Source organism: Okeania sp., from assembly GCF_983059655.1.
In genome coordinates this window covers 1-6,000 of record NZ_CEZPJD010000486.1, presented here as the reverse complement: position 1 = coordinate 6,000, position 6,000 = coordinate 1, and the positions used below count along the sequence as shown (strand labels likewise).

Annotated in this window: 8 protein-coding genes; 2 read left to right on the top strand and 6 right to left on the bottom strand. The window is 34.7% G+C overall.

The features are described 5' to 3' along the window. Positions 1 to 115: 115 nt before the first annotated feature. The 5 genes from AC3DU7_RS22445 to AC3DU7_RS22425 form a co-directional block, all read right to left on the bottom strand. On the bottom strand, positions 116 to 973 hold the full coding sequence (locus tag AC3DU7_RS22445) for a hypothetical protein (protein WP_488041521.1): 858 nt from the start codon (positions 971 to 973) through the stop codon (positions 116 to 118). Positions 974 to 975: 2 nt separating this feature from the next. Beyond that, entirely contained in the window at positions 976 to 2,037 is a 1,062-nt protein-coding gene (locus tag AC3DU7_RS22440) for an AAA family ATPase (protein WP_488041520.1), read from the bottom strand. Positions 2,038 to 2,288: 251 nt separating this feature from the next. Next, a complete protein-coding gene (locus tag AC3DU7_RS22435; RefSeq protein WP_488041519.1) occupies positions 2,289 to 2,630 on the bottom strand; it encodes an aspartyl protease in 342 nt (113 codons plus the stop codon). After that, positions 2,630 to 2,842 (bottom strand): hypothetical protein, encoded by a 213-nt coding sequence (locus AC3DU7_RS22430; protein ID WP_488041518.1) that lies wholly within the window; start codon positions 2,840 to 2,842, stop codon positions 2,630 to 2,632. Before AC3DU7_RS22430 ends, AC3DU7_RS22435 begins: the two co-directional genes overlap by 1 nt. A gap of 512 nt (positions 2,843 to 3,354) precedes the next feature. Next, on the bottom strand, positions 3,355 to 3,780 hold the full coding sequence (locus tag AC3DU7_RS22425; RefSeq protein WP_488041517.1) for a hypothetical protein: 426 nt from the start codon (positions 3,778 to 3,780) through the stop codon (positions 3,355 to 3,357). 150 nt (positions 3,781 to 3,930) lie between these two features. Between AC3DU7_RS22425 and AC3DU7_RS22420 the strand changes: the two genes are divergently transcribed. Together AC3DU7_RS22420 and AC3DU7_RS22415 are read left to right on the top strand one after the other, a co-directional pair. Beyond that, complete coding sequence (locus AC3DU7_RS22420; protein WP_488041516.1) at positions 3,931 to 4,668, top strand: AAA family ATPase; 738 nt, start codon at positions 3,931 to 3,933, stop codon at positions 4,666 to 4,668. Between the two features lie 59 nt (positions 4,669 to 4,727). After that, positions 4,728 to 5,597, top strand: coding sequence for a ParB/RepB/Spo0J family partition protein (locus AC3DU7_RS22415; protein WP_488041515.1), 870 nt, complete (start codon positions 4,728 to 4,730; stop codon positions 5,595 to 5,597). A 31-nt stretch (positions 5,598 to 5,628) separates the two neighbouring features. On the opposite strand, the gene AC3DU7_RS22410 is transcribed toward AC3DU7_RS22415, so the two are convergent. Then, a complete protein-coding gene (locus AC3DU7_RS22410) occupies positions 5,629 to 5,715 on the bottom strand; it encodes a hypothetical protein (RefSeq protein ID WP_488041522.1) in 87 nt (28 codons plus the stop codon). Between the last annotated feature and the right edge of the window lie 285 nt (positions 5,716 to 6,000).

Below are 6,000 nucleotides of genomic sequence, written 5' to 3'. Positions count from 1 at the left end.
GCCTTCCCTCTCTCATTCTATTTGTATACTACATTTTGAAGTGCGGAATGTGGGTCGGAACAGAATGACGAGGACGGATATAGATGAGTCTAACAATAATTTGCCATTATAATTGTTATAATTGCTCAATTTTTATCTGCAACTCTCTAAGGTCAGGATATCGATCAATGTCAATATTAGTAATTGCCCAACCAAAAAAAATATTGAGGGATATGTATTGAGATTTCTGTCGCTGCATTTCTTTTTGAATATCCTTACCATGGAACCAGATTAAGTATTGTTTTTGTTCCCAGAATTCCTCTTGAGCAAATTTTTGTTGATATTTCTCAAAGCTTTCTTCAAATCTCTCTTGTGTTACTGTATCAACAACTTTTCTAAATTGTTTTATTAACTCTATTGCTTCATTTTTACAATCTAATAAATCTAATGATTTAGGAAGTTGTCCACTACCTCCAGTCCAAGTTGTTTTAAGCTGTGTTCTTGTGGCACTATCTAGTAATAAATTAGCTAATGACCATCGCACAGTTTGATATTCTTTTAAGCTCCTAGCTGCTGACTCTATCCATTCTGAAATAATTTCTATTCCTGGTGAATTACCATGTCCCCATTTAGAAGTAGGATTATTTTGTTTTTCTTGATATTTTTCTTGCCAATAAGTATGAATTAAATCTGAATGTAAGAGATAATTTTCGACACAAGGGCGATGAGTTAACCAAACATTTCTTCTGAGCTGAATTAAGCTAATATCTGAGGTAGGTTCAGCATCAAAATCTCGGTCTCGAAAAACCAAATACTTTTTATTGTCTATATTCGTTGAAGAGAAATAACCCTCAATAAATGTAGAAAAGCTAAACTTACCACCAGATGGGACAATTGTTGCTATATTTGTGACAATTTGATTGAGGAGTTGGTAATCTAAACTGGTTTTCTTACCTTCACAAAAAATAAATCTTCCGCTACTAACAACGCTCACAATTACACCTCTAATCTCACAATTTGTGCTTCAGGAATTAATTGCTCAATATAATCAGAGTGAGTTGTAATAATAAATTGATTATTTTTACCTAATTTGGGTAAAGCTCTGAGCAATGTTTGTTGCATGGGAGGATGTAAGTGAAGTTCAATTTCATCAATTAATATGACTGAATTATTAATATTCCAATTGACAAAATCCATAATTATTGGAAAAATTGCCCGCTCTCCACCGGACATTTCAGAAATTTCATATTGGTTTTTTCCATCAGATAAATAAAACCAAGGTTCACTGAAGATATCATCTATATTTTCTCGTGGAATAGGACCTTCAAAATAATGTTCGGAAAAGACAGTTTTGTAAGCTTGCTCAATCTCAGAATATAAGTCTTTTTGTCCTGAACGAAGTTGTGCGATTTTACCTGTATTTATATCTTGATGAAATTGTCGCCATTTGGAAAGACGGTCTCGTAAAATATCTTCAGTAATTTCTAGTTGTTGTTGGTGATTTTCTGGTGTTAAGCTGGTGGAAGTTCTTTGTTCTGTATACCAGAGAATTGTGCCTACTTTTTCAAATACTTGAAAACCTTCAGAACGGAGTAGTTGTTTGGCATATTCTCGTCCTTTAAATTGAAATAATTCTGCTGCAATATTAGCTTGAATACCCTCTCCTTTCCATCTTAAAGAAACCAAATTTTCTTCTGTAGGAGGAACTTCTAATTTGTGTCCTGTCTCTTGTGATTTTTGGTAAAATTCAGATATAGATTTGAGTTCTGGAGATGAAAACTGAATTTGAAGATTAACCTCTGGTTCAATTTTTTTCCAATTATTACTAAGTAATTCGTAGTTAAATCCTGCCCATTCTAAATCTGAGAGTTTTTGTAAGCGTCCAGTTGCTACTCCTAGAGTGGCTGCAATTGCTTGTAAAAGGCTAGTTTTACCAGCACCATTCATGCCAATTATTAGAATAATATCTTGTGCTAAACCTGTCTCTGTATTTGTAAAATCAAATTGATAATCTTCAAATTTTTTGAAATATTTTAATTGAATAGATTGAACTTTCATATATCTTGGGTTATTTTTTCTGCTCCGATGCATGAACTAGAACTATAAATAAGGAGTATATCTGAATGGATACTATACATAATATAAGGTGAAAATTTCTAATTTGTCTGCCGATATCTAAAAAAAAAGAGGTAATTATTAATTGTTAATTGTTAATTTTTAATTATTCAAACTCTCTGCCTCCTTAAGACATTGAGCGAACCCCATAGTCATTCTAAATCTTAATTTGCAGAGTTAAAATGCCCGCAGATTTATCTATTATTATTTGTACTGCATAAATACCAAAAACCACCTATCAATATTTCTGGTAAATTATCCCCTGCATGAACTGGAACTGTAAATTCTTGTTGATCGATGATTATCCTACCCTCATAAATATCAAAATATGCCATGCCTTTTGCTGTACTTAACATGATATCTGAACGAATTTTCTCCCACCCTAAAGCTTCTATATCTTGAGTAGGAATTGCCAAATAACCTGTAGTAAATCCTGTGTCTAAAATAGCATCAATAGGAATAATTTCACCATTTGTTGCAATTAGTTCAATTTCAAATATTAATTCTCCTTCCTCTCCAAATACTCCAGAAATCATCAGATTTTTCCACAAGCTCCTGTTTCATTAATACGATAAGTTACTAACTGACTTGTAGGGCAATAAATCATTATTCTTTTCATCAAATTTTTCAGGTCATAATCAAGTAAATAATAACCACTTTCAGGTTCAATTGCGATGAACCAATTGTAATAGGTTTCAATTAGTCGTGGTCTAATTTTTTGCTCATATTTTGAAACAACGTTCGCCACGTTCTTTTCTATTATTTGCTCGTTGTTCTAATTCTTCATTAGAGATAGAATGTTGGGAAGATATTCTACTTTTTTTTTGTGAGAAGTGTTGATTAGTTTTATCATATTTTTTTCAGATGGGTGGTGTTCTCTAACAATCAGGTTTGATCAAATACTTATTATCTCACTTTTCTGGCAACTTAAATACTATAGATAGAGCAGTTATAGCATAAACAAAGAATTATTAATAGCTCTAGTTTATAGGACTGTCTACTATAGTTTCTACTAATGAGAATACATTATATAAAAAAATTAATAATAGAGTATTTATCGTTTAAAATTTATTGTTTACTATTTCGGTATTATTTATTTCAACTCATCTGAAATAGTAAAAAAAAACCGAATTTACTTTCTGGATTTTCCATGCTGTGGCATCGCCTATTGCTTTGTTTGCACCTTTTTGATTCATCAGAGTAAATATTAACTTGCTCAAACAAGAGTTGATTTTTTTCTTATTAATTGTTAATTATTAATTACTGAACTTCTAAGTTCAAATCAAGAGTCAACTGCCCGTATTGTTCCCACAGCTTCATTCTTCGTACCTTCCGCGTTCGGTTCCAGTCATTACGGTCGAAATTAAGATGGCAGACAGAGCAGAGAGCTTTAAGATTGTCAGCTTCACAGTTGTTAGGATTATGATCTAAATGAGCTGTAGTTAGTGTAAAACGCTGAGGTTTTGCAATTCTTACAGTGCCATTTTTATCGTCTTCCACCACTTTGTACAGATGAGACAACCATTCTGGATGATTATCCCTCAGCCATTGTTCGGTCTGCTTCAGAGAGATTCCGGGAGGTCGGCATGGTCGCCCACACCATTCACAAGTCCAATTTGCTGCTTGTTTTATGGATAAAGCGATTTCTTTCCAGTTGTCTGGATACAAATTTAGATTTATTGGCATTAATTGTTTTGTCTAGATTTATATCTATTTACATCTATTATATAGATAATCTCTTTATCAATAATAATTTTACCCCTAATGTTATGGGTAAATCAGAACCACTTTCTGATAGTATTCAATTACAGCACCATATTTCCCAGAGAAAAACACATGATTATAGCCTTTGTCAATCAGAAAGGAGGCACAGGAAAGTCCACTTCGGCCATCCATCTAGTCTACTGGTTAATGCAACGTGGTTCAGTTATTCTTGTAGATGCAGATGCCCAAAACAGTAGTTCAGTCTGGGCAGAAACACTCCAAATGCCTTTTCAAATTATCAGCGACCCAGAAGAAATCTTTGATGCTCTCCCAATCCTAGCCAAAGAATATGACAACGTAGTGGTAGACGGACCTGGAGGAATGAGTGAAGTTTCCAAAGCTATATTATCCCGTTGTGATATTGCTCTAGTACCCTGTCAACCATCCGGTCTCGACCTCCGTAGTAGTAATAAAACACTCCGCTTTATTAACCAGGCCCAAGAACTACGTCAGGGTGTGCCAAAAGCTTTTCTCTATCTTAACCGAGCCACCAAAGGTACAATTCTCCTTAGAGAATCTCAGCAAGTACTAGCAGAATCTTCAATTCCCACTCTACAAACCGTAATCTATCAGAGACAATGCCTCGCTGATGCCCCTGGACAAAACAAGACAACATTTCAAATGTCCGGCGCTATGGCTACTTCCTCTGCATCTGAATTTGACTCATTATTTACAGAAGCATTTTCAACCGCAGGAATAGAAATGAAAAACCCTGCAACAAAACGCAAATCTACTAGGTCTACCAAGTCTACTAAGACCAGAGCTAAATCTAAGCCGAAATCTAAATCTTCTAAGTCCAAAGTTTCTTGAAAATGACAAAAAGAAATTCACTCCGTAACTTTATATTCGACACAAAAGAAACTTCTTCTATGTCCACCACTTCCTTGCAGTCCACTACAGGACAACAAGAGATATCCATAGAAAAAATTGTCTTACCCCCATCTCAACCACGACGCTATTTCGACCCAGAGAAACTAGCTCAACTAAGTGCTTCTATTTCTCAGTTTGGCGTACTTGAACCACTATTAGTCCGACCTACTAACAACAACTTATATGAGTTAGTCGCAGGGGAGAGACGTTTAAGAGCTTCAAAAATGGCTGGACTGACTTCTGTGCCTGTAATTATCCGCTCTCTCAATGATGAGGATGCCTGGCAATTATCGTTGATAGAAAATCTACTAAGAGAAGACCTCAACCCTCTTGAAGAAACTGAAGGGATTTTACAACTATTGGCCGTCCAGATAGATGAAAGTATTCCCTCTGTGGTAAAGTTGTTAAACAGAATGCAAAATGAGGAAAAAGGAAAAGTTACCCCTAACGTTATGGGTAGCCCTACTGCTCAAATCATAGAATCAGTATTTGAAGATCTGGGACTGATGAACTGGCAATCCTTTGTTAAAAATCGCCTTCCATTGTTAAAATTACCCCCAGATATTCTAGAGGTTCTGCGTTCTGGAGAACTAGATTATACAAAGGCAGTAGCAATAGCTAAAGTCAAAGACGAGGGCATGAGACAAAGTTTACTGGAAGAAGTAATAGAAAAGTCACTGTCTTTGTCGGGGATTCGACAAAGAGTGGCAGAAATTAATCAGACGGTAAAACAAGAAGATACCTTGAAAAGCGGTCTGGACAATACCTATCGTTTAATTAAGAGTTCAAGAATTTGGGATAATACTAAAAAAAGAAGACAATTAGAAAAGTTATTGATTCAGATAGAAAAACTTGTTAGCGGAGAATAATAAATTTATCTATTAGTGATGTACTGCTGTTTCAATTCAACTTGGTCAAATCCCATATTCGGATAACTCCGTGCTTGCTACTTGAAGCCAAAGTCTTTCCACTTGGAGCAAATGCGATACTATTAAACCCACATTCCGCACTTCAAAATGTAGTATACAAATAGAATGAGAGAGGGAAGGCGATTAATTAAGTATTAATACTGGAAACAAAAAAAAATTGGTGTGACTAGGATATTCAAAAGAAAAAGCAGCTTGGGTTAAGCCAAAAAAAAACTGCTCAAACCAAAAATATAACAAATTAGGTTTGAGTTGATTCAAAACTTCATTAAATTAAAAGTTATTTTCTTCAAACCCACATTCCGCACTTCAAAATGTAGTATACAAATAGAATGAGAGAGGGAAG

Bases quoted from the DNA above. Each gene is read 5' to 3' on its own strand.
- AC3DU7_RS22440 (WP_488041520.1), bottom strand. From the start codon at position 2,037: ATGAAAGTTCAATCTATTCAATTAAAATATTTCAAAAAATTTGAAGAT.
- AC3DU7_RS22435 (WP_488041519.1), bottom strand. From the start codon at position 2,630: ATGATTTCTGGAGTATTTGGAGAGGAAGGAGAATTAATATTTGAAATT.
- AC3DU7_RS22425 (WP_488041517.1), bottom strand. From the start codon at position 3,780: ATGCCAATAAATCTAAATTTGTATCCAGACAACTGGAAAGAAATCGCT.
- AC3DU7_RS22420 (WP_488041516.1), top strand. From the start codon at position 3,931: ATGATTATAGCCTTTGTCAATCAGAAAGGAGGCACAGGAAAGTCCACT.
- AC3DU7_RS22415 (WP_488041515.1), top strand. From the start codon at position 4,728: ATGTCCACCACTTCCTTGCAGTCCACTACAGGACAACAAGAGATATCC.